The organism is Candidatus Omnitrophota bacterium (assembly GCA_018894435.1).
Lineage (GTDB): Bacteria > Omnitrophota > Gorgyraeia > JAHIPI01 > JAHIPI01 > JAHIPI01.
Genome location: JAHIPI010000061.1, coordinates 1 through 18,801 on the forward strand (window position 1 = coordinate 1; position 18,801 = coordinate 18,801).

General features: G+C 47.0%; 20 protein-coding genes. All 20 read left to right on the forward strand.

Features of this window, described 5'->3' with window-relative positions; genetic code table 11:
- The coding region (locus tag KKI13_04645; protein ID MBU4488336.1) for a type II and III secretion system protein at positions 1-696 on the forward strand (696 nt) is incomplete at its 5' end.
- Positions 693-1,832 carry a hypothetical protein gene (locus tag KKI13_04650; GenBank protein ID MBU4488337.1) on the forward strand — a complete coding sequence of 380 codons (1,140 nt, stop codon included), beginning with the start codon at positions 693-695 and terminating at the stop codon, positions 1,830-1,832. The genes KKI13_04645 and KKI13_04650, both read left to right, overlap by 4 nt.
- Positions 1,829-2,149, forward strand: coding sequence for a hypothetical protein (locus KKI13_04655; protein ID MBU4488338.1), 321 nt, complete (start codon positions 1,829-1,831; stop codon positions 2,147-2,149). The genes KKI13_04650 and KKI13_04655 overlap by 4 nt, the downstream gene beginning before the upstream one ends.
- A gap of 95 nt (positions 2,150-2,244) precedes the next feature.
- The gene (locus KKI13_04660; GenBank protein ID MBU4488339.1) at positions 2,245-2,940 is read left to right on the forward strand and encodes a hypothetical protein; all 696 of its coding nucleotides are present in this window, start codon (positions 2,245-2,247) and stop codon (positions 2,938-2,940) included.
- Positions 2,941-2,946: 6 nt separating this feature from the next.
- Positions 2,947-4,809 carry a hypothetical protein gene (locus KKI13_04665; GenBank protein MBU4488340.1) on the forward strand — a complete coding sequence of 621 codons (1,863 nt, stop codon included), beginning with the start codon at positions 2,947-2,949 and terminating at the stop codon, positions 4,807-4,809.
- Complete coding sequence (locus tag KKI13_04670) at positions 4,787-5,566, forward strand: hypothetical protein (GenBank protein MBU4488341.1); 780 nt, start codon at positions 4,787-4,789, stop codon at positions 5,564-5,566. The genes KKI13_04665 and KKI13_04670 overlap by 23 nt, the downstream gene beginning before the upstream one ends.
- A gap of 90 nt (positions 5,567-5,656) precedes the next feature.
- Positions 5,657-8,338 carry a DNA polymerase I gene (gene polA / locus KKI13_04675; GenBank protein ID MBU4488342.1) on the forward strand — a complete coding sequence of 894 codons (2,682 nt, stop codon included), beginning with the start codon at positions 5,657-5,659 and terminating at the stop codon, positions 8,336-8,338.
- Position 8,339: 1 nt separating this feature from the next.
- Positions 8,340-8,969, forward strand: a complete 630-nt coding sequence (gene coaE, locus KKI13_04680; protein MBU4488343.1) for a dephospho-CoA kinase — start codon at positions 8,340-8,342, stop codon at positions 8,967-8,969.
- A 37-nt stretch (positions 8,970-9,006) separates the two neighbouring features.
- Positions 9,007-10,260, forward strand: coding sequence for a transcription termination factor Rho (gene rho / locus KKI13_04685; protein ID MBU4488344.1), 1,254 nt, complete (start codon positions 9,007-9,009; stop codon positions 10,258-10,260).
- A gap of 128 nt (positions 10,261-10,388) precedes the next feature.
- On the forward strand, positions 10,389-10,670 hold the full coding sequence (gene rpmE, locus KKI13_04690; protein ID MBU4488345.1) for a 50S ribosomal protein L31: 282 nt from the start codon (positions 10,389-10,391) through the stop codon (positions 10,668-10,670).
- A 10-nt stretch (positions 10,671-10,680) separates the two neighbouring features.
- Positions 10,681-11,751, forward strand: coding sequence for a peptide chain release factor 1 (gene prfA / locus KKI13_04695; GenBank protein MBU4488346.1), 1,071 nt, complete (start codon positions 10,681-10,683; stop codon positions 11,749-11,751).
- An 8-nt stretch (positions 11,752-11,759) separates the two neighbouring features.
- Positions 11,760-12,575 (forward strand): peptide chain release factor N(5)-glutamine methyltransferase, encoded by an 816-nt coding sequence (prmC, locus tag KKI13_04700; protein MBU4488347.1) that lies wholly within the window; start codon positions 11,760-11,762, stop codon positions 12,573-12,575.
- The gene (gene murA / locus KKI13_04705) at positions 12,563-13,825 is read left to right on the forward strand and encodes a UDP-N-acetylglucosamine 1-carboxyvinyltransferase (GenBank protein ID MBU4488348.1); all 1,263 of its coding nucleotides are present in this window, start codon (positions 12,563-12,565) and stop codon (positions 13,823-13,825) included. The genes prmC and murA overlap by 13 nt, the downstream gene beginning before the upstream one ends.
- 102 nt (positions 13,826-13,927) lie before the next feature.
- A complete protein-coding gene (gene rpsP, locus KKI13_04710) occupies positions 13,928-14,170 on the forward strand; it encodes a 30S ribosomal protein S16 (protein MBU4488349.1) in 243 nt (80 codons plus the stop codon).
- 18 nt (positions 14,171-14,188) lie between these two features.
- Positions 14,189-14,869 carry a tRNA (guanosine(37)-N1)-methyltransferase TrmD gene (gene trmD, locus KKI13_04715; protein MBU4488350.1) on the forward strand — a complete coding sequence of 227 codons (681 nt, stop codon included), beginning with the start codon at positions 14,189-14,191 and terminating at the stop codon, positions 14,867-14,869.
- A gap of 3 nt (positions 14,870-14,872) precedes the next feature.
- Positions 14,873-15,274, forward strand: a complete 402-nt coding sequence (gene rplS / locus KKI13_04720) for a 50S ribosomal protein L19 (protein ID MBU4488351.1) — start codon at positions 14,873-14,875, stop codon at positions 15,272-15,274.
- Complete coding sequence (locus KKI13_04725; protein MBU4488352.1) at positions 15,210-15,836, forward strand: ribonuclease HII; 627 nt, start codon at positions 15,210-15,212, stop codon at positions 15,834-15,836. Before rplS ends, KKI13_04725 begins: the two co-directional genes overlap by 65 nt.
- The gene (locus tag KKI13_04730) at positions 15,837-17,537 is read left to right on the forward strand and encodes a formate--tetrahydrofolate ligase (GenBank protein ID MBU4488353.1); all 1,701 of its coding nucleotides are present in this window, start codon (positions 15,837-15,839) and stop codon (positions 17,535-17,537) included.
- A 17-nt stretch (positions 17,538-17,554) separates the two neighbouring features.
- The gene (locus KKI13_04735; GenBank protein ID MBU4488354.1) at positions 17,555-18,160 is read left to right on the forward strand and encodes a cyclodeaminase/cyclohydrolase family protein; all 606 of its coding nucleotides are present in this window, start codon (positions 17,555-17,557) and stop codon (positions 18,158-18,160) included.
- Position 18,161: 1 nt separating this feature from the next.
- Positions 18,162-18,801, forward strand: a 640-nt coding sequence (locus KKI13_04740) for a bifunctional 5,10-methylenetetrahydrofolate dehydrogenase/5,10-methenyltetrahydrofolate cyclohydrolase (GenBank protein MBU4488355.1), incomplete at its 3' end; no start/stop codon positions are given.

Consider the following 18,801-nt stretch of genomic DNA (forward strand, 5'->3'; position numbering starts at 1 on the left):
TCCGGAACCGATACATTTCCGCAAACCGAACTCGGCCTCGATATCGCAATTGTCGCGGATTGGGCCAAGAAGAATTTCATAGAGGCGTACCTTCACGCCCTTGCGTCGCAAAACAGGGCCAATCTCCTGTCCGCTCCGAAAATAACTACATTATCCGGCCAGCAAGCAAACATCCAGGTAACGCAGACTATTCCGTATGTGACAGATGTGCAGTTTGAAAATAGCGGAACGGCGGAACACCCTATTTGGAAATTTGACTATACTATCGAAGAGAAGATGACGGGGATAACGCTTGAGGTCACTCCTTACGTAGGCAGTAACAGCGATATTATAACGCTTGATATACACCCAGAGGTCAGCAATCTTAAAGCAAGAAGGCCGATTTTTCAAGGAGCCGCCACGGAGGCGGCAAACCCCATAACATACGGCATGTCGGTACCAGCGCTTTTGGGATGGCCCGTTATTGATACTAGAACAGTGCAGACGAGCGTAATGGTAAAAAGCGGTTCCACTCTCATAATGGGAGGTTTTATAAATGACGATGATTCCACAACGGAGAAGAAAGTGCCTATTTTAGGCGATATTCCGCTGATCGGTCCGCTTTTTAGATATCAGTACGTTGACAGGAAGAAGAAGAATCTCGTTATATTTTTAACAGCGACTCTATTAACAGCCGAAGGCGAGACTGCCCAATGAAGATATTTATAAGACGAGCACATATTGCATGCGTGTTTCTGGCATTGTTTTTTATGATATCACCTCTTTCATCTGCGCAGGATGATAGTGGGAGCGATGATGTCACGAAATATACGGTCAAAGAGTACCTTGAGACAAACCTACCACCGCAGGAAAGCAGAAAAATAATGCTCGATGAATTATCGGGCCTTCTCACGATTACCGATACGCCGTCTAACCAAGAGATCGCTCTTAGGCTTATAAGGGAGTGGGATGTAGGGCCCAAACAGGTGGAGATCGAAGCAAAGTTTATAGAGATAACTTTTACGGACATAGATGAGATGGGCGTAGACTGGGATCTTTTTCATCATGACGAGCCGGTAATCTATAGCCCGCATAGCGCTTTAGCCGTTGTGGGCCAGAGTGAAAGTATACAGGCGCTTATGGGGGCGGCCGGAGCAGCTGCCGGATGGGCGCAGGCCGCCAATACGGCAGGGTTAGGGTTTTTAATAAGTAAAACCGCCTGGCGCGGTATGGAGATGATGGCCTATCTCAAACTCTTAGCAGAGAAAGGTAAGGCCAATCTTATTCATGCCCCCCGCGTTACCACACTTTCCGGCCAGATGGCCAATATTCAGGTAGTAAGAAGTTTTCCGTATGCCACAGCCGTAGAGACTACGCAGGTCGAATGGACAACTGTCGCCGGGCTTATTACGACCACAGCTTTTTATCCGGTAGAGACGTATACGATCGAGGAAGAGATAGTGGGTGTTCTTCTTGAAGTCACGCCTACCGTCCTCGAGGGAAGCGATATAATAACTCTGGATATACATCCGGAAGTGACAAAAGTAACCCAGCAAATAGCCCTTACTACAGGCTTGCGCGGCACTTTTCCGGATAATTTGGGGTGGCCCATAATCGATACGCGAAGCGCCCAGACGTCGGTGATGGTCAGAAGCGGCGACAGTATTCTTATAGGCGGGCTTATTCAGGACGCGGATAATAGCACTGTAAAGAGGCAGATTCCTATTTTAGGCGATCTCCCGCTTATAGGCCCGTTTTTTAAATATGAATACCAAAACAGAGAAAAAAAGAACCTTATAGTGGTCTTAACCGTAAGACTTATAGATACACAGGGAGAAGAAGTGCGCCGATGATTAAAAAAAGAGCAGTTATGATATCCATATCAGTACTTTTCAGTTTACTTTTTTCGATATACGGATTGGTGAGCGGGGCCGAGAAAAAAGGCGTTACCTTAACTACCGCAGACCTAAAACAAGATTACGAGATCCTGGGCCTCGTATCTTATCGTACGGGCGAGCTTAACCCCAAAAAAATAAACGATGAGTTGACCAAACAGGCCGAAAGCATGGGAGCCGATTACGTCATCGGCATCACATATTACAATAACGCCGGTTATCTATATGGTTCCGGTACCGCAGTTAAACTGATCAAAAAAGACAAGAAAAATTGACCACCCGCTTATTTTTTATTATCATACTACTCTCCGTATCATTAGCTTTTGCCGACAAGGTTCCTTTTGGTATCCTTAAGGGGCATAAGAGCACCATGAATTTTGAGGTGTGGGCCCCGGCCCAAAAAGATGCCGAAATGGTAGCCGCGGGCCTTGAAGACTATTATGAGCGCTTCCTGAAAGACCTTGAATGCGGAAGCATGCTTAAGAAAAAGCCGCGGGTATACATATTTGCTAACCAAGAAGATTATCTTGACAAAGCGGGATCGCTTCGTTATAATGTGGAAAATACAGGTGGAATAGCAATTCCCAGATCCGCACGAAAACCTGCCGAGATCTACAGCTTTTTGAGTGATAATCTGCTGGATAGAGTGCTGCCTCATGAATTGACGCATCTTTTGTTCAAAGAGATCACAGCCGGGTTAAAAACTAATGCCGTTGTGCCGCTTTGGCTTAGTGAAGGTATGGCGGTCTATGAGGAAAGAGGCAGGGCGTACAAAATAGAGGCGATGAGAGCGCTGGAATCGGGTGCGCTTATACCCCTTGCTGAAATAGTAGGTTATACCGTTTATCCCGCAGATTTGAATAAAAACCGTCTTTTTTATGCCGAATCGGCAAGCATAGTGGAGTTTCTGCTTACCGAATACGGAGGGGCTAAATTTACCTCATTTTCGCGGAAACTGGTTTCCGGCAAAAAGAAAATCGACGAGGCTCTTTTTTCTACATATTACCCTCAGATTAAAGATGTATCGCAGCTTAACGATGCCTGGCTAAAATTCCTAAAAAAATAAAAGACAGTGAATCTCAGCGCGGGACTTAAAACTACATCAATACTTATCCTCATCTTTATATTGGGCTTTCTTTTGCGCATAGAGCTGTATGAAAGAAGCTCCATAGGCCCTTTTACGCCTTTTACAAACATAAATGCTTTTCACTACTATTTTGCCGAACTGGTTCGCGACGGAAAAGAGATACCGGCGCTTTGCCGTGAAGCGCAGTATCCCGAAGGATTCGAGGCATACCAAAAAGAGTCGTTCCTGATGGAGCGCTTTGTCGGTTCTTTATACAGGATATGCCCAAGGCCCGTGGATTTCCAGCTCTTCGTGCGCTATTTCGTGATGATTTTCGGGCTTATCCCCGTTGTGATAGTTTACGCGCTCGCAAGGTGCGTGACCAAAAATAATGCTGCGGCTCTTTGCGCCGGCTTTTTTTACGCCGTGGCGCCGGCGGCGGTCAACAGGACCTTCGGCTTCGGATTCTTAAAAGAAGCGTTTGCGCTGCCTTTTATATTTGCGAATATCTTTTTTCTTTATCTCGCCGGTAAAGAGAAGTCATCCCGCGGAAAAAGGCACACTTATAATGTATTTTCAGCGATAACCATCTTTATAGCGCTTGCGTCATGGCATTTTACACAATTCTATCTCGTATTTATTTTTGCCTTTATGGCACTAGTGGCGATATTTTTTGACGACGTTGATATAAAAATAGAGTATGCCTATCTTATGGCAGCATCTCTCGGCGCAGGCATGCTCATACCGTATTTAAGGGCAATACCTTTCACAATATCTGGCCCGATGCTCTTTGGGTTTGCCATACTGGCCGTATTTTTCGTTAAAAAATATACGACCAGGCGCGTAATCAGGCTTTTGGTGTTTACTGTCACTGCGGCCGCGCTTATATACGCTTTTTCATTCCTATCCAGGCACTTCGGCGCATATTATCATGTGTATTCGCTCGGGATAGATTCCCTGAGGTTTTTAGGCGTTAAGCCTTTCAATCCTAATTTAATATCGCCGGACAGCCGGATGCTTTGGGATGTGGCGCATAGCGCGCCCGAGGCAAGGGAGGTTATTAATTATTTCGGTCCGGCGCTTTTACTCGCGCTGCCGCTTATTTTTATTAAGGCAAAGGCCTTATTCCGAAACAAGGAAGAAAATAACGGCGAGCTATTTCTCTTGTATCTATTGACGGCGTTCGGTATCTTGTATCTTTTTGTAAACAGGACCATGGTCTTTACAATTTTTCTTTTGGCTGTATGGAGCGGTGGCTTAATCGTTATATTCAAAAAAAAGGCGCTCCGCGTAATTTCCGTCATAATCGTTCTATTGGTTATAGCTTTCGAGATAGCGGTGGTATCTCGTGCTCGCGCTTACATAGGCGATACTGCTTATATTGTCTCTCTTTTGGGCTGGATAAAGCAAGATACCGCCGAAAGCGATGTTTTTCTTGCGCCTCCCAGGTATTCTCCGGAGATATTGGCCTATACCGGCCGCGCTATAAATCTGCACGCCAAGCTTGAGTCAAAGGAGATAAGGAATAAGACAATGAAATGGGCGAATACGCTATTTACGCAGGGCGAAGAGCCCCTGCTCGATTTATGCAGGGAGTGGGGCGTTACATATATAGTATTTCCGCACGGCACGTATATGGCAAGCGGCCGTTCGAGCTGGCGGTACATAACGGCTCATAACACCTGCGATAAGAATGACATCGGTTTTATTCTTGAAGCCCTGCCGGACGATACAGAGGGCTTTATGTTCGATCATGCCGGCCGAAAATTCACCGGGACGATCAGTGCCGGCTTTAAAAAGCCGCGCCTGAAGCATTTTGAACTTGTCTATAATGACGGATATTTCAATGTATATAAAGTTATTTATTAATGTTCTGGTATTTTGCCAGTTTTTCGGCGTATTTCGGCTAGATGCCGCTGATTTGGAGCGGCTTGAAAGAGGCCATTTTGTAATTTATCACCAAAATAGAGATTTGGCAAATAAGTTGTCGTGGAAGGCCGAATACTATTACAAAAAGATAGTAGGGCACTTCGGCGTGCCGGAATTTAGGCCGTGGGAGGGAAAAGAGAAAGGCCAGATATATCTGTATAAAACTAAGTCTGATTATATGAAGGCAACCGGGGCGCCCGAATGGTCAGGCGGGATTGCCCAGCTTAGCGCGTCTAGATTCGCGACTTATGAAGATTCGCCTAATCTCGCAACAACCACCTTTCCCCATGAATTGACACACATACTTTTCCACCTTTTTGTGGGGAAGAAGAGGATGCCGCTTTGGGTTGAGGAAGGCATGGCTCAGTTTGAGGAAGAGGACGAGACGACGATATATAGGAGCAAGCGGTTTATAAAGTGGAATATAAAAGAGGGCAAGTATATACGGCTTGTCGATCTTTTTAATATGAGGGTAGTTCCCGAAGACAACGTGGATCTTTTCTATACAGAATCCGCGAGCGTAGTAGACCACCTGATAAGCGATAACATAAGGACCTCCTACGGTAAATTCCTTACATACTTAAAAAACGGCGAGCCGGTTGAGTCGGCGCTTGCCAAGGCGTACCAGTGGAAGTACAAGAACGGCATCAGCGATCTTGAAACGCGGTGGAAAGAATTCGTTAAGAGAAAGTACTAACCAGGTTAGATTTGCCAGATTAAATGAACGTAAATCAACCGCTCGTCTAATCTGGCAGAATCTAACCTGGTTAGAATAAGCGAGGCACCTATGAAATTATTTCTAATAGACGGGAATTCGTTTTGTTACAGGGCGTTTTACGCCATAAAGGAGCTTGCCAACTCCAAGGGCGAGCCGACAAACGCCGTCTTCGGCTTTATCTCCATGCTCCGCAAAATAATAAAGGATGAGAAGCCCGATTATCTGGCGATAACGTTCGATTTGAAAGGCCCGACATTCCGCCATAAAAAATACGAAGAGTACAAGATACACCGAAAACCTATGCCGGATCCGCTTGTCAGTCAGATGCCGGTCATAAAAGAGGTGGTTCGCGCCTACAACGTCCCGATTTTCGAGAAAGAGGGTTTTGAGGCAGACGATGTCATTGCGACTTTGACGCGCAAGCTCGCGGGAAAATCGCTTGATGTTTACATCGTTACCGGCGACAAAGATGCTTTGCAGCTTGTAGGCCCGCATGTAAAGGTATATTCCACTCATAAGGAAGGGCTTATCTACGATGCGGAAAAGGTAAAGGAGAGATACGGTGTGGGGCCGGAAAGAATAGTGGACCTCCTTTCGCTTATGGGCGATGCCACGGACAACATAACCGGCATTCCTGGGTTCGGCGAGAAGACCGCGCTTTCTTTGATGAAAGAATTTGAAAACCTGGATGAGATCCTGACGAAACCGGAGAAGATCAAGTCGGAAGTAAGGCGCCGCCTTGTGGTCGAACATGCCGACAAGGCCCGGCTCAGTAAGGAGCTCGCCACTCTCGACGATAAAGTCCCTGTCGACATAGAGCTCGAAGATATGAGGATCAAAGAGCCGGACGCTCTTAAGCTTCTCGAGATATTTAAGCGCCTTGAATTCCGCAACCTGATCCAGGAATACGCGCCAAAAACAGACCTGAAGTCGAAATACTATCTCGTAAAGGATAAAAAGAATTTTGCGGATCTACTTAAAAAACTTGAAAAATCCGAACTCTTTGCTTTTGATTTTGAGACTACGGGGACGGATCCCATGACCGCGCGCCCGATCGGGATATCCTTTTCGTTTAAAAAAGGCGAGGCTTATTATGCGGCATTTAAGAATGAGACGCCGAAACTCATAAACGACTCTTCCGTAAGCGATATCGATAGAGGCGCGGCACTGGAAGCGCTGCGGCCGATTTTTGAAAACGGTAAAATTAAAAAGGTCGGACAGAACATTAAATATGAATACGTTATCCTGCGCAATTGCGGTATAAATCTTCGGGGTATATGTTTTGATACTATGATAGCGTCTTATCTTTTGAATCCTTCTAAGCTGAACCATAATCTCGACGATATAGCGATGGAATACCTGAGTTACAAAGCGATTCCCATTGAGAGCCTTATCGGAAAGGGCAAAAGCGCTATCACGCTTGAGGATGTAGATATAGAAAAGGTTTCCGAATATTCCTCGGAGGACGCGGATGTCACCTTCAGGGTGATGATGATACTCGAGAAGCAACTAAAGGAAAAAGGGCTCGACAACCTGTTCAATGAAGTCGAAATGCCGCTTGTTGCGGTTCTGGCCGAGATGGAGATTGCCGGCGTGGCCATCGATACAAAATTCTTGTTGGATATGTCTGTTAAGGTGGAAAGGTCACTTGGAGGACTTACGAAGGAGATATACGCCATGGCGGGCGAGGAGTTCAATATAAACTCACATCAGCAACTCGCGAGCATTCTTTTTGAGAAGCTCAAGCTACCGGTCATAAAAAGGACAAAGACGGGCATTTCCACGGATGAATCGGTCTTGAAGAAGCTCGTCCCGAATCATGCCATAATCGCACTTATTCTGGAATACAGGACCCTTTCGAAACTTAAGTCTACATACATAGATTCGCTGCCGGAACTTATAAATAAAAAAACGGGCAAAGTCCATACTTCATTCAACCAGACGGTGACGGCTACGGGCAGGCTTTCAAGCAGTGACCCGAACCTCCAGAATATTCCCATAAAGACCGAGATCGGCAGGGAAATGCGCCGAGCCTTTATCCCGTTCGACAAGGATGATATCTTGATTTCAGCCGATTATTCGCAGATAGAGTTGCGTATACTGGCGCATCTTTCCGGTGATAAGGATCTAGTAAGCGCTTTTAAGAAGAATCATGACATACACACCTATACGGCATCGCTCGTCTTCGGAGTGAAGGAAAAAGACGTTACCAAAAAAATGCGCTCTCAGGCAAAGACAGTCAATTTCGGGATAGTCTATGGCATGAGTCCTTACGGCCTCTCCCGCGATTTAGGCATAGGTGTTGCCGATGCCGAGAAGTTTATAGAAAACTACTTTGAACGCTATTCCGGGGTCAAGGCCTATTTGCAGGATACCATAGAGACTGCCCGCAAGGCCGGCTATGTCACGACTATTTTAAACAGACGCCGCTATATACCGGACATAAATAGCCAGAATATGAATATACGCCAATTCGCGGAGAGGGTCGCCATAAATACACCCATACAAGGTTCGGCAGCCGACCTTATAAAAGTGGCGATGCTGAATATTTGGAAGGAGTTCGAAAAGAGGCGTTTTAAGAGCAAGATGGTGCTCCAGGTTCATGACGAGCTGGTGTTTGAGGCGAGGAAAGAAGAAGCCGGTGAATTGAAAGAGATTATAAAGAAAGAGATGGAAGGGGTATTCAAATTAGAAGTTCCTATAATCGTTCGAATCGGCGAGGGGAGAAATTGGCTCGAGACGGAGAAATAGCGTGAGAACTAAAAAAGCTAAAAGGCCGCTTATAATTGGAATAACCGGCGGCATGGGGACTGGCAAGACGAGTGTTGCGGCCATGTTTAAGAAATTTGGCGCGTTGGTGCTCGACGCGGATAAGATCGCTCATTACGATATGGAAAAAGGTAAAAATATGTACGAGATGATAATAAAAGAGTTCGGCAAAGATATCCTTTTGAGATCAGGCCAAATAGAAAGGAGGAAATTGGCGGCCGTGGTATTTAAGGATAGAATTGCCCTCGATAGGCTTTGCGCTATAGTGCATCCCGTGGTCATAAGGCATGTCAACGAATATATAAAGAAAGCTACCAAAAAACCTGAAATTCCGGCTGTAATTATAGATGCCCCGCTTCTCTTGGAAGCGGGCATGCATAGTATGTTAGATGCGCTGATAGTCGTCAAAGCGTCGGTTAGAACTCAGATAGAGAGGACGGGCAAAAAGACGGGTCAAAGCCCGGCCGAAATAAAGAGGCGTATGCGAAATCAAATTCCGCTAAGGAAGAAACTTATTTTGGCGGATTATATTATAGATAACGAAGGGAGCAAAAGAAACATGAGAAAAATAGTGAGTAAAATATGGAAGGAGATAAAAAGTGGAAGAGACTAGCAAACAAAAGGCGACGATTGACCGCCATGAAGGTGAAATAAAGATAGAGAAGCTCAAAGAGATGAAGATCACGGAATTGAGCAAAATCGCGAAACAGCTGAGTGTCAACGGCGTAAGCGCGCTAAAAAAACAGGACCTGATATTCAAAATACTGCAGGCACAGGCAGAGAAGAACGGCCTTCTTTTCGGCGAAGGCGTCCTTGAAATACTGCAGGACGGTTTCGGATTTTTGCGCAGCCCGAACTATAATTACCTGCCGTGTCCCGACGATATTTATGTATCGCCATCACAGATTCGCAAATTTGATCTTAGGACGGGCGATACCGTAAGCGGGCAGATCAGGCCGCCTAAAGAGGGCGAGCGCTATTTTGCGCTGCTTAAGGTGGAAGCGGTAAATTACGAGGACCCGGAGAAATCAAAGGATAGCGTACTATTTGACAACCTTACCCCGCTTTATCCTAATAAACGCTACCTTTTGGAAACAGAAGAAGAAGATGTGTCTATGCGCGTGATGGATATGGTGACGCCGGTAGGCAAGGGGCAGCGCGGTCTGATAGTGGCGCCGCCCTACAGCGGAAAGACGGTTCTCTTGCAGAAATTCGCCAATGCCATAACGATCAATTATCCGGATGTCATACTCATGGTGCTCTTGATTGATGAGCGGCCCGAGGAAGTGACGGATATGCAGCGTTCCGTAAAGGGTGAAGTCGTGAGCTCCACCTTTGACGAGCCGGCAGAGAGGCACATACAGGTAGCGGAGATGGTGCTTGAGAAGGCTAAGAGGCTTGTGGAATACAAAAAAGATGTTATAATATTGCTCGACAGCATCACGAGGTTGGCCAGAGCGTATAATACCGTCGTTCCTCATTCTGGCAAGATCCTTTCCGGGGGCGTGGATTCCAATGCCCTGCATAAGCCGAAGAGATTTCTCGGCGCAGCGCGAAACATAGAGGAAGGCGGCAGCCTCACGATTATAGCCACCGCTCTTATAGAGACCGGCAGCCGCATGGATGAAGTCATATTTGAGGAGTTTAAAGGGACGGGCAATATGGAGCTCCAGCTCGACAGGACACTCTTCCAGAAGAGAGTTTACCCTGCCATAGACATAAAGAGGTCCAATACGAGGAAGGAAGAACTGCTTGTTAATGCAGATGAGCTTCAGAGGATATGGCTTATGCGGAAGGTCCTGAATGAGCTGAATACCGTCGAGGCCATGGAGCTTTTGGTAGAAAAGTTGAAAAAGACAAAGACAAATGCCGAGTTCTTGATGAGCATGAATAAAGTGCTGTAAGAATGCAAAAACAGCCGTTGAAACTGTAACTGTAAGCGATAAGTTACAAATAAGCCAATAGGGGGTCAGACCCTCGCCAGCGTAGTTTACATAACGAGGGTCTGACCCCAAGAACAAGGGAGATTAGCATGAAAAAGAAAATACATCCGGATTACAAAGAAAGCACCATAAACTGCGCATGCGGAGAGGTCATGCATACGCGTTCCACAAGGCCCAATATAAGGGTCGATATCTGCTCCAAATGCCATCCGTTCTTTACCGGGAAGCAGAAGCTCGTTGACTCGGCGGGAATGGTGGATAAGTTCAAAAAGAGATACGAAAAGACCGAGGCAAAAAAACGCGTAACGAAACCGGCCGCCGCGAGGGCGGATCAACAAGCGGAAGAAACCGGCGAAAAAGAGAGTGAATAACGATTAAGACATGTTTGAAGAAATAAAGAAAAAAGAAATACGGCTTAAAGAGCTTGAGGTGCTGATATCAGATCCCGAGGTGATCCGAAAGGCAGAAATTTACCAGAAATATGCCAAAGAGCACGCCGAAATCTTCGAGGCCGTATCAAAGTACAGAGAATTCCAGAAACTGACGAAGGAGATAGAGGATGTCAAGCATGTCCTTTCCGTGAAGCATGACCCGGAGTTTACGGAACTTGCGGAGGCGGAGCTCAGCGAACTGGATTCTAAAAAGGAATCCCTCGTACGCGAACTCGAAGATATAGTGTACGTAAAAGATCCCGATAGCGATAAGGATATTATCGTCGAAATACGCGCTGGCACGGGCGGGATAGAGGCGTCATTATTTGCCGCGGAACTTTACAGGATGTATGCCAGATATGCGGCTAAAAGAGGGTGGAAGGCAGAGATACTTAGCAGTTCGATGAGCGAAAAAAACGGTTTTAAAGAAGTCATATTTTCAGTTACCGGAGGAAGCGTCTACGGTTTTATGAAGTATGAAAGCGGGACGCACCGCGTTCAAAGAGTGCCCGAAACAGAGGCGTCGGGTAGGATCCACACTTCGGCTGTTACGGTTGCGGTATTTCCGGAAGCAAAAGAGGTGGAAGTCGATATTAAATCGGAGGATCTGAAGATTGATGTATACCGCTCCGGCGGCCACGGCGGCCAATCGGTAAATACTACAGACTCGGCTGTGAGGATAACACATCTTCCGTCGGGTTTAGTGGTGACCTGCCAGGATGAGAGGTCACAGCACAAGAATAAGACAAAGGCTATGAGGGTATTGAGGACGCGGCTTTTCGACAAAATCAAATCGGAACGTGAGGCGAAGATAACCAAAGACAGAAAGAAACAGGTCGGCTCGGGCGACAGGTCAGAAAAGATACGGACTTATAATTTTCCCGATAGACGGGTGACCGACCACAGGATCAACCTTACTCTGCACCGCTTGCCCGAGATAATGGAGGGCGATTTAGATGAACTTATCGCCGGGCTCAAAGACGCGGAAAGAAGATTGCGCTTAGGCAAAAATACTATTTGAGGCCGATAATGGAAATTTACGAAACGCTGGATTTAATAAAATGGGGCGAAAAAGAGCTATTGAAGTCCGGCGTGGAATGCGCCCTGCACGACGCTAATACCCTTATGTGCTATTCCCAAGACGCCGATTCGTTCAGAAATTGCATCGAAAAACGTGTTTCCCGGTACCCCCTGCAATATATATTAAAAGAAACGGATTTTATGAACGCCCGCCTCAAAATGGAGGACGGCGTTTTTATACCCAGGCCAGAGACAGAAATCCTTGTTGAAAAGGCGCTGGAGGTCATAAGCAATATAGCGTCAAATACCATAAATACACTGGAAATAGGCACCGGAAGCGGCAATATAGCAATTTCGTTGACAAAGAACATAACTAATTGTAAAATAATAGCTTCCGACATCTCGGATTTAGCTATTAAAACGGCAAGGGAAAATGCCGCGGTCAATCTTGTCAGCGATAGGGTAAAGTTTGTAAAAAGCGACTTATTCAGAGATATTCCTCGCACTTATTATAGTTATTTTGACATAATCATATCAAATCCACCGTATATACGGCGCGGGAAAATAGCGGATCTCGAGCCTGAAATATCGTACGAGGACATAAGGGCGCTGGATGGCGGATGGGACGGACTCGATTTTTATAGGCAGATTTTGGACGAAGGAAGAAAGTATCTAAAAGCCGGCGGAGTCTTTTTGTTCGAAATAGGCCATGACCAGGGCGAGGCGATTTTTAAAATAACAAAACAGTATCAGGAATTAAACGGTTTTAAGTTATTCAAAGACTATAATGGTTGCGATCGGGTAGTAATTGCATGGATAAGCTAGTCATAAAAGGCGGCAAAAAATTAAAGGGCACGGTTATCATAAGCGGCTCCAAGAATGCGGCATTGCCGATTTTGGCGGCCACACTTTTAACCGAAGATACCTGCATAATAAAGAATGTGCCTTACCTTTCCGATATCAATACGATGATAACGCTTCTGAGGGAGCTGGGCAAGGACGTCTCGATGATAGACGACATCGTGACGGTAAAAGGTGGCGAAAGGACTAAGTGCAGGGCGCCTTATGAGCTGGTTAGTACCATGCGCGGCTCGATATGCGTCTTAGGGCCGCTACTGGGAAAGAGAAAAAGAGCGGAAGTATCCTTTCCGGGCGGATGCATTATAGGGCCAAGGCCCATAGATCTACACCTTAAAGGCCTAAGAGACCTTGGCATAGAGATTAAGATCAAAAGCGGATACATAGTGGCCGACGCAAAAAAAATGCGCAGCGCGCGTATATATTTGGGCGGGCATTTCGGCTCGAGCGTGCTGGCGACCGCTAATGTCTTGATGGCGGCTGTGCTCGTGAGAGGAACGACCATTATAGAAAATAGCGCCTGCGAACCGGAGGTCGCCGATCTGGTCAAATTTCTCAAAGGCATGGGCGCGAACATAGAAGGGGTAGGGTCCCCAAGGATTGTTGTAAACGGCGTCGCAAGGCTTGAAGGGTGCACCCATTCTCTTATCGCCGACCGCATTGAAGTCGGCACATATATGATAGCGGGCGCAGCAACTAAAGGGGAGCTTTTTTTGAAAGGCGCAATATACGATCATCTTCTTGCGTCTATAGATAAACTGACCGAAAGCGGCGTCAGTATAATGCGGGAAAAGGACGGCATAAGGGTCAAGTATATAAAACGGCTTAAACCCCTTTATGTCACGACGCTCGCATATCCGGGTTTTCCTACGGATTTGCAGGCCCAGATGATGGCGCTTATGAGCGTAACAGACGGTATCAGTGTTATTACCGAGAAGATATATCCCGAGAGGTTTATACACATAAGTGAACTTAGCAGAATGGGCGCCGAAATAATGCTGGAGGGCCCCAACGCGATAGTGAAGGGCGTAAAGCGTCTGAGCGGCGCGCCTGTTATGGCATCGGACCTTAGGGCGAGCGCGGCGTTGGTTCTCGCAGGGCTCGTAGCTGACGGAACTACCGAAGTATCGCGTATATACCATTTGGACAGGGGCTATGAAAGGCTGGAAGAGAAACTTCAGGCAATAGGCGCTAATGTAAAAAGAGTTAAAGAATAAAATCCCTCGACTTTCCGCCAGAGGCGGACCCGCCGACGCGTTATGGCGGGCGCTCGGGATGATTTGCATACGAGCAAGTAAGGGCAAATCAGGAGATAGACCATGGCTGTAGTAATAAGATTAAAACGGATGGGGGCAAACAAAAAGATGTGCCACCGTATAGTTGTTACCGATATTAGGAATCCCAGGGACGGCAGGTTTATCGAAGAGATCGGCAGCTACGACCCCAGAAAGAATCCGCCTTTTATATCCGTAAAAAAGGATAGGGCGGAATATTGGATTAAGGTCGGCGCAAAGCCATCCGATACTGTAAAGAGCCTTTTGAAAAAAAGCGGCGTAAAATAACACGGGAGCCGAAGTTCTATGCGGATAGACATTCTCACGCTTTTTCCCGGCATGTTCGGCGATTTTTTGGGCGAGTCGATAATCAAAAGAGCCCGCGAAAAAGGAAAGGCCGATATAAGGCTCCACAATATCAGGAGCTACAGTACCGATAAGCACAGAAAAGCGGATGACAGGCCTTTTGGCGGCGGCCCCGGTATGGTATTGCAGGTAGAGCCGATATATAATGCACTAAAGAAAATTGTCGGCGCGAAACGCTCGACGGTTATTTTGATGTCTCCGCGGGGAAAGAGGCTTGAGCAGAAGCAAGCGAAGCGCTTTGCGAAACTTAAGCGGCTGGCCATAATATGCGGCCACTACGAAGGCGTTGATGAAAGAGTAAAAGAATTGCTCGTTGACTACGAGATATCAATAGGCGATTATGTCCTTACCTGCGGGGAACTCCCGGCAATGGTGCTGGTTGACGCCGTAGTAAGGCTTATCCCCGGCGTTTTAGGAGACGGAGAATCTACGGTTTCGGAATCGTTTGAAAACGATCTTCTTGAATATCCGCAGTATACGAGGCCCTCGTCTTTTTGCGGTATGAAGGTGCCGGATATATTGCTCTCAGGCGATCACGAAAGAATAGCGGCGTGGCGGATGAAAGAAGCCGTAAAGAGAACAAAAAAACGCCGCCCCGATTTACTAAAGAAAAAGGAGTAAGCAATGGACAAGATAAGTTACATAGAATCCAAGCAGATCAAAAAAGATATTCCTGAATTGAGGCCGGGAGATACGGTCAGGGTATTTTCAAAGATTCAGGAAGAAGGAAAGACCCGTCTCCAGGCCTTTGAGGGGATCGTTATCAGCATAAGAGGCGCAGGAATAAAACGCGCATTTACCGTAAGAAGAGTCTCTTACGGCGAGGGCGTCGAAAAGACATTTCCCGTAAATTCCCCGTCAGTTGACCGCATAGAGGTGGTCAAGAGGGGTAAAGTAAGACGCGCAAAACTTTACTATTTGAGGGAGAAAATTGGCAAAAAGAGCAAGGTTGAAGGCGAAGATGTCTTCCAGGCGGCGCCGCCCAACGCTTCTTTACGAGAAAAAGGCGAGGGCCAAGGGGCATAAGGTCATAGCCGGAGTAGACGAGTCGGGCGTCGGCCCTTTGGCCGGCCCCTTAGTCGCGGCTGCCGTCATCATCGGTGACTTCAGGTTCAAAAACAGAATAGACGACTCAAAGAAACTTACACCAAAAAGCCGCCTCGCGGCATACGAAGAGATTATAGAAAAATCATCATACAGCATTTCCGTGATAGCGGAAGATGTCATTGACCGGCTCAATGTTTATAACGCAACAAGAAGAGCGATGGAGGAAGCGGTCAATAATCTCAAGACGGCGCCCGACTACATCCTTATTGACGGCACCATAAAATTATCAATTGCGTACAACGGAGAAAGTATAAAACGCGGAGACGGGCGTTCGCTATCCATTGCCTGCGCATCTATCCTTGCCAAAGTCACAAGAGACAGGATAATGGATGGCCTCCACAACCGTTACCCGCAATACGGATTCAAACACAACAGGGGTTATGGCACAGCGTTCCATTTTAAGGCCATAAGAAGATACGGCCCTTCGCCAATCCATAGGGTAACATTCGAACCGGTAAAAAGTCTTATAAAGGAATCATAAATGCCTTCAGATCTTGCTATAGCCGGAAAGACAAAACTTGCCAGAATCGATAAGATCGCTAGGGTCGCCGGCATACCCGCGAAATACGTGGAAATACTCGGTACTTATAAGGCAAAGATAAGCCTGGATTTTCTAAAGGATAATGCCGGAAGACGAAGAAAGAGCCGCGCGACAAAGTACATAATAGTTTCCGCCATTACGCCAAGCCCATTAGGCGAGGGCAAGACCGTCACAACCATTGGTCTTTCAATGGCGTTAAACAGGATCGGCAGGCGATCTGTGGTCTGCCTGAGGCAGCCTTCCATGGGGCCGACATTCGGCCGAAAAGGCGGCGGCACGGGAGGTGGTTATTCGCAGGTGATGCCGAGAGGCGATATAAATCTGCATTTTACGGGCGATACGCACGCTGTGGGCATTGCGCATAACCTCTTAGCCGCATTTATGGATAATTCGCTTTTTAGGGATAACCCTCTCGGAATAGATCCTGCGACCATATCATGGCCGAGGGCAATAGACATTAATGACAGATCATTGCGCGATATCCGGATAGGGTTGGACGAGAAAAAGAAGGGGTATTCGCGGGAGACAGGTTTTGAGATAATCGCTGCCAGCGAATTGATGGCTATACTGGCGCTTTCCGAAGATATTTTGGACATGCGCAGGCGGCTGGATAAAATTGTAGTAGCGTTTAGTAAGAGCGGCAGGCCCGTTACCGCCGGAGATTTAAAGGTATCCGGCGCGATGGCCGCGCTTTTGAAGGAAGCCCTAAAACCGAATCTGGTCCAGACGATCGAGCGCACTCCCTGTTTTATACATACGGGGCCGTTCGCAAACATAGCCCATGGCAATAGTTCTATAATTGCCGACAAGATGGCGTTTGGGCTTTCGGATTACGTAGTCACGGAAAGCGGATTCGGGGCGGACTTGGGCGGCGAAAAGTTTTTCGACATAAAATGCCGGGCGAGCGGGCTCAAGCCGAATGCCGCAGTTTTAGTCTGCACCGTAAGGTCATTAAAGATGCATAGCGGCAGATTTGCCGCGGGCTCCGAGGCGCATGAGAGATTGTTTACTGAAGACCTTGGCGCGCTGGAAGAAGGTCTGGCCAATCTGGAAAAGCAGATCGGCAATATACGCAGGTTTGGTGTACCGCTTGTGGTCGCCATAAATAGATTTAATACCGATACGGAAAGAGAGATAGCCCTTGTGAAGAAAAAGGCTCTTTTTGCCGGAGCAAACGATGCCATAACGAGCGATTTATGGCAAAAAGGTTCGCAAGGCGGCCTTAAATTGGCTGAAGCGGTAATAAGGGCGTCCGAATCCCGCGCGAAATTCAATTTCCTTTATCCGTTAAATATTTCCATAAAAGAGAAGATAGCGAAAATAGGGCATATGATGTATGGCGCAGATAAGGTTAGCTATTCCAGTATTGCCGAGCGCAAAATATTACGTTACGAAAAACTCGGTTACAGTAAATTGCCTGTGTGCATTGCAAAGACTCATCTTTCGCTTAGCGCTGACCCGCTTACTAAAGGCGCTCCGCAGGGCTTTACTCTGCCGGTTAGAGATGTCTATTTAGCGGCGGGCGCGGGATTTGTGACGGCCATGTGCGGCGCCATAAACACAATGCCGGGTCTGCCGGCGAAACCGATAGGCGAGCGGATCGATATTGATAAGAGGGGAAATATAGTAGGCTTAGCTTAAAATTGAAGGATTGAAAGATGTCTTATAATATGGCGCTTGGGAAATATCTCAATAAGCTGGCTGACAGGACTCCGGTACCGGGAGGCGGAAGCGCTGCTGCGCTTGCGGCGGCACTGGGTGCGGCACTTATCTCCATGACAGCAAAGTATAATCTAAAAAAGGCCAAGGATAAGTATGCCAAGAAAAAAATAAGGGAGATATCGGATTTCAGCGAAAAAGCGCTCCGCTGGTTAGAATTGCTGATGCAGAGAGACGAGAAGGCTTATTTGAAACTTGCAAAGGAGATAAAAAAACGCCGACCCAAGAAGTTATTAAGGCTGTACAAGGATGCCATTTCGGTGCCAATGGAAGTTTGCAATATAGCGGCTCGGGCGGCGTGCGATGCCGCGGAACTTAGCAGATACTCCAAGACATCTATAATATCTGATGCTGCCGAAGCCGCCGTCTTACTGGAATCTGCGTTTTTTTCTGCGAAATTGAATGTGGAAATAAACCTGCGCAGCATAGAAGCCGCGGCTTATAAAAAGAAAATAAAGAGCGCCCTTAATCGGGCTGAGAAAAAGGCAATAAAGGCAAAAAAGGCCGCGCTTGCGAGCGCGGCGGCATTTCTAAAGCGAGGATAATATGGCCTGCCGGTTACTGGATGGAAAAAAGATCGCAAAAAAGATAGCCTGTTCCCTAAGGCGGGAGATCGTCTCTTTATCAGCTAGCGGCAAGATAAAACTTGTGGTGCTGGCAATAGGCGGCAATCCTTCGTCCGAGGTATACATAAATGCCCAAAGAAAACTAGCCGCATCGCTCGGCATAGAATACCATATTAAGAAATACCCGGCATCCGTAACGCAAGCCGAACTCGAAAAAGATATGGATCGGCTGAATCGTGATGATTCGGTTACGGGAATAATGGTCGAGACCCCTCTACCCAAAACCGTCAAGCCCGAACAATTATTTCAAGCGATCGATCCCAGAAAAGATGCGGAGGGCCTGAATCCCGCCAATACCGGGAAGGTCGTTTACGAAAAATGGCGCGTGGCGCCTTGTACCGCCAGCGCATGCTTTTATCTTATAGAATCCATCGGCGCAAAGCTGGAAGGAAAAGAGGTGGTTATCGTAGGCCATTCTCCCGTTGTAGGTAAGCCGCTTGCGCTTATGTTGCTTTCAAAATTGGCTACTGTCACTGTTTGCCACATAGGTACTTATAGGCGAGGCCTTTTGGAAAAACACGTAAAACGCGCGGAGATACTTGTAGTAGCCGTAGGGAAGA

What these genes read in the sequence shown, in the direction of transcription:
- prmC (MBU4488347.1), top strand. Translation starts at nt 11,760, where the DNA reads ATGGAAATTTACGAAACGCTGGATTTAATAAAATGGGGCGAAAAAGAG.
- KKI13_04730 (MBU4488353.1), top strand. Translation starts at nt 15,837, where the DNA reads ATGCCTTCAGATCTTGCTATAGCCGGAAAGACAAAACTTGCCAGAATC.
- murA (MBU4488348.1), top strand. Translation starts at nt 12,563, where the DNA reads ATGGATAAGCTAGTCATAAAAGGCGGCAAAAAATTAAAGGGCACGGTT.
- trmD (MBU4488350.1), top strand. Translation starts at nt 14,189, where the DNA reads ATGCGGATAGACATTCTCACGCTTTTTCCCGGCATGTTCGGCGATTTT.
- KKI13_04660 (MBU4488339.1), top strand. Translation starts at nt 2,245, where the DNA reads ATGAATTTTGAGGTGTGGGCCCCGGCCCAAAAAGATGCCGAAATGGTA.
- prfA (MBU4488346.1), top strand. Translation starts at nt 10,681, where the DNA reads ATGTTTGAAGAAATAAAGAAAAAAGAAATACGGCTTAAAGAGCTTGAG.
- KKI13_04725 (MBU4488352.1), top strand. Translation starts at nt 15,210, where the DNA reads ATGTCTTCCAGGCGGCGCCGCCCAACGCTTCTTTACGAGAAAAAGGCG.
- KKI13_04655 (MBU4488338.1), top strand. Translation starts at nt 1,829, where the DNA reads ATGATTAAAAAAAGAGCAGTTATGATATCCATATCAGTACTTTTCAGT.
- KKI13_04735 (MBU4488354.1), top strand. Translation starts at nt 17,555, where the DNA reads ATGTCTTATAATATGGCGCTTGGGAAATATCTCAATAAGCTGGCTGAC.
- rplS (MBU4488351.1), top strand. Translation starts at nt 14,873, where the DNA reads ATGGACAAGATAAGTTACATAGAATCCAAGCAGATCAAAAAAGATATT.
- rpmE (MBU4488345.1), top strand. Translation starts at nt 10,389, where the DNA reads ATGAAAAAGAAAATACATCCGGATTACAAAGAAAGCACCATAAACTGC.
- polA (MBU4488342.1), top strand. Translation starts at nt 5,657, where the DNA reads ATGAAATTATTTCTAATAGACGGGAATTCGTTTTGTTACAGGGCGTTT.
- rpsP (MBU4488349.1), top strand. Translation starts at nt 13,928, where the DNA reads ATGGCTGTAGTAATAAGATTAAAACGGATGGGGGCAAACAAAAAGATG.
- KKI13_04650 (MBU4488337.1), top strand. Translation starts at nt 693, where the DNA reads ATGAAGATATTTATAAGACGAGCACATATTGCATGCGTGTTTCTGGCA.
- KKI13_04670 (MBU4488341.1), top strand. Translation starts at nt 4,787, where the DNA reads ATGTATATAAAGTTATTTATTAATGTTCTGGTATTTTGCCAGTTTTTC.